Origin of the sequence: Mesorhizobium sp. M2A.F.Ca.ET.067.02.1.1 (assembly GCF_004023285.1) — a bacterium.
Classification (GTDB): Bacteria; Pseudomonadota; Alphaproteobacteria; order Rhizobiales; family Rhizobiaceae; genus Mesorhizobium.
Map to the genome: position 1 here is coordinate 1 of NZ_RZSB01000722.1, position 3,085 is coordinate 3,085.

Genomic DNA, 3,085 nt, shown 5'->3' on the forward strand with positions numbered 1-3,085 from the left:
CGCGACCGCCGTCAACGCGGTCACGGCCGAATGGAACGGTTTTGCGGTGCTGCACAGCGCCGCTGCGCGCGTCGGCGGCCTCGATGTCGGCTTTGTGCCGGGGGAGGGCGGCAAGAACGTCGCCGGCATGCTGGGCGACACCGACGTGCTCTTCCTGCTCGGCGCCGACGAAATCGACATGGCCAAGACGGGCGGCGCCTTCGTCGTCTATATCGGCACGCATGGCGATGCAGGCGCGCATCGCGCCAACGTCATCCTGCCGGCCGCCGCCTACACCGAAAAGTCCGGCACCTATGTGAACACGGAAGGCCGTGTGCAGCAGACCAATCGCGCCGGTTTCGCTCCGGGCGAGGCGCGCGAGGACTGGGCGATTCTCAGGGCGCTGTCGGATGTGCTCGGCAAGAAGCTGCCCTTCGATTCGCTGGCGCAGCTGCGCGCCAAGCTCTATGGCGAATTCCCGCATCTCGCCCGCATCGATCAGGTGCGGGCCGGCAGCGGCGACGATATTGCCAAGGTGGCGAAGCTCGGCGGCCGTTTGAACAAGGGCACCTTCACCTCGTCGGTGAAGGACTTCTACCTGACCAACCCGATCGCGCGGGCGTCGGCCGTGATGGCTGAATGCTCGGCGCTGGCCAAGAGCGGCTTCAAGCAGGCGGCGGAATAAGCATGGACACTTTCCTCTCGATTTACGTGCTGCCGGCGCTGCTGATCCTTCTGAAGTCGGTCGTGCTGATCGTCGTGCTTTTGATCGGCGTCGCCTACCTGCTCTATGCCGACCGCAAGATATGGGCGGCGGTGCAATTGCGTCGCGGCCCGAACGTCGTCGGTCCGTGGGGTACGCTGCAGGCCTTCGCCGACCTTTTGAAATTCGTCTTCAAGGAGCCGGTGATCCCGTCGGGCGCCAACAAAGGCGTGTTCCTTCTGGCGCCGCTGGTGTCGGCGGTACTGGCGATCTCGGCCTGGGCGGTCATTCCGGTCAATGACGGCTGGGCGATCGCCAACATCAATGTCGGCATCCTCTATGTCTTCGCCATCTCCTCGCTCGAGGTCTATGGCGTGATCATGGGCGGTTGGGCGTCCAACTCGAAATACCCGTTCCTCGGCGCGCTGCGCTCGGCCGCGCAGATGGTGTCCTACGAAGTCTCGATCGGCTTCGTCATCGTCACCGTGCTGCTCTGCGTCGGCTCGCTCAACCTCTCCGACATCGTCATGTCGCAGCAGGATGGGCTCGGCACCAAGCTCGGCTTGCCCAATACCTTCCTCGACTGGCATTGGCTGTCGCTGCTGCCGATGTTTGTGGTGTTCTTCATCTCGGCGCTCGCCGAGACCAACCGCCCGCCTTTCGACCTTGTGGAGGCGGAATCGGAACTCGTCGCCGGCCACATGGTTGAATATTCGTCGACGCCGTTCCTGCTCTTCTTCCTCGGCGAGTATGTCGCCGTCGTCCTGATGTGCGCACTGGCGACCATCCTGTTCCTCGGCGGCTGGCTGCCGCCGTTCAATTTCGCGCCCTTCACCTGGATACCGGGTGTGATCTGGTTCGTGCTGAAGATCTGCCTGACGTTCTTCATGTTCTCGATGGTGAAGGCTTTCGTGCCGCGCTACCGCTACGACCAGCTGATGCGGCTGGGCTGGAAAGTCTTCCTGCCGATCTCGCTGTTCATGGTCGTCGCCACCGCGGCCTTCCTCAAGATCACGGGGTTTGCGTGATGTCCGCTCTGGCCCAGGCCGCAAAATCGCTGCTGCTGAAGGATTTCGTCAGCGCCTTCTTCCTGTCGATGCGCCAGTTCTTCGCGCCGAAGGAGACGATCAACTATCCGCATGAGAAGGGGCCGACCAGCCCGCGCTTCCGCGGCGAACATGCGTTGCGCCGTTATCCGAACGGCGAGGAACGCTGCATTGCCTGCAAGCTGTGCGAGGCGATCTGCCCGGCGCAGGCGATCACCATCGAGGCCGGCCCGCGCCGCAATGACGGCACGCGCCGCACCGTGCGCTACGATATCGACATGGTGAAGTGCATCTATTGCGGCTTCTGCCAGGAGGCCTGCCCGGTCGACGCCATCGTCGAGGGGCCGAATTTCGAATTCGCGACCGAGACGCGCGAGGAGCTTTACTACAACAAGGAAAAGCTGCTCGCGAACGGCGATCGCTGGGAGCGGGAGTTGGCGCGCAACATCGCGCTGGACTCGCCGTATAGGTGATTAGCGTGCTTCTGCCCGTTCACGGGGAGAAGATGCCGGCAGGCAGATGAGGGGCGGCGCCAGCTTCTGGAAACTTGGCGTTACCCCTCATCCGGCCCTTCGGGCCACCTTCTCCCCGTAAACAGGGAGAAGGAACAAGAAAGTGGACGGCGCAACGTCGTCCGTCTAAGGAACACGCGGTTTCGAACCGGAGGCGGGTCGGAGTCGAAATTTGGAACCCGGGGGAACCCATGCTGAGTGGACTAGAGGCGGCCTTTTTCTACCTCTTCGCCTTTATCGCCGTGGCGTCGGCCTTCATGGTCATTTCGTCGCGCAACCCCGTGCATTCGGTGCTCTTCCTGATCCTCACCTTCTTCAACGCAGCCGGCCTGTTCATGCTGACCGGCGCCGAGTTCCTGGCGATGATCCTGCTCGTCGTCTATGTCGGCGCGGTGATGGTGCTGTTCCTGTTCGTCGTCATGATGCTCGACGTCGACTTCGCCGAGATGAAGCAGGGCGCCCTGCAATATGCGCCGATCGGCGCGCTGGTCGGGCTGATCCTGGCGGCGGAGTTGATCATCGTGCTCGGCGGCTACACATTCGCGCCGCAGCTGGCCTCGACGGTCGCCAAGGCGACGCCGGATCTCGCCACGCGCTCCAACACGGCGGCGCTCGGCGACATCCTCTACACGGACTACCTCTATTATTTCCAGATTTCCGGCCTGGTGCTGCTGGTCGCCATGATCGGCGCCATCGTGCTGACGCTGCGCCACAAGCCGGGCGTCAAGCGGCAGTCGATCGCCGCGCAGGTCGGTCGCACGCCGGCGACAGGCATGGAAATCCGCAAGGTCAAAACGGGCGAGGGCATCTGAGATGGTCGTCGGCATTGCACATTACCTGACCGT

General features: G+C 63.1%; 4 protein-coding genes. All 4 read left to right on the plus strand.

The window, feature by feature from the left end; all coding sequences use genetic code 11:
• A partial coding sequence (locus EOA28_RS30690; RefSeq protein WP_148670955.1) for a molybdopterin-dependent oxidoreductase occupies positions 1-664 on the plus strand: 664 nt, incomplete at its 5' end.
• A 2-nt stretch (positions 665-666) separates the two neighbouring features.
• Positions 667-1,710: an NADH-quinone oxidoreductase subunit NuoH gene (gene nuoH, locus EOA28_RS30695; protein WP_127251985.1), complete on the plus strand. Its 1,044-nt coding sequence runs from the start codon at positions 667-669 to the stop codon at positions 1,708-1,710.
• Positions 1,710-2,201 (plus strand): NADH-quinone oxidoreductase subunit NuoI, encoded by a 492-nt coding sequence (gene nuoI / locus EOA28_RS30700; protein WP_042643165.1) that lies wholly within the window; start codon positions 1,710-1,712, stop codon positions 2,199-2,201. Before nuoH ends, nuoI begins: the two co-directional genes overlap by 1 nt.
• A 230-nt stretch (positions 2,202-2,431) precedes the next feature.
• Positions 2,432-3,052: an NADH-quinone oxidoreductase subunit J gene (locus tag EOA28_RS30705; RefSeq protein ID WP_042643163.1), complete on the plus strand. Its 621-nt coding sequence runs from the start codon at positions 2,432-2,434 to the stop codon at positions 3,050-3,052.
• Positions 3,053-3,085: the final 33 nt, after the last annotated feature.

Excerpts from the sequence above, each read along its gene's own strand:
- nuoH (WP_127251985.1), top strand. The coding sequence starts at position 667 with ATGGACACTTTCCTCTCGATTTACGTGCTGCCGGCGCTGCTGATCCTT.
- nuoI (WP_042643165.1), top strand. The coding sequence starts at position 1,710 with ATGTCCGCTCTGGCCCAGGCCGCAAAATCGCTGCTGCTGAAGGATTTC.
- EOA28_RS30705 (WP_042643163.1), top strand. The coding sequence starts at position 2,432 with ATGCTGAGTGGACTAGAGGCGGCCTTTTTCTACCTCTTCGCCTTTATC.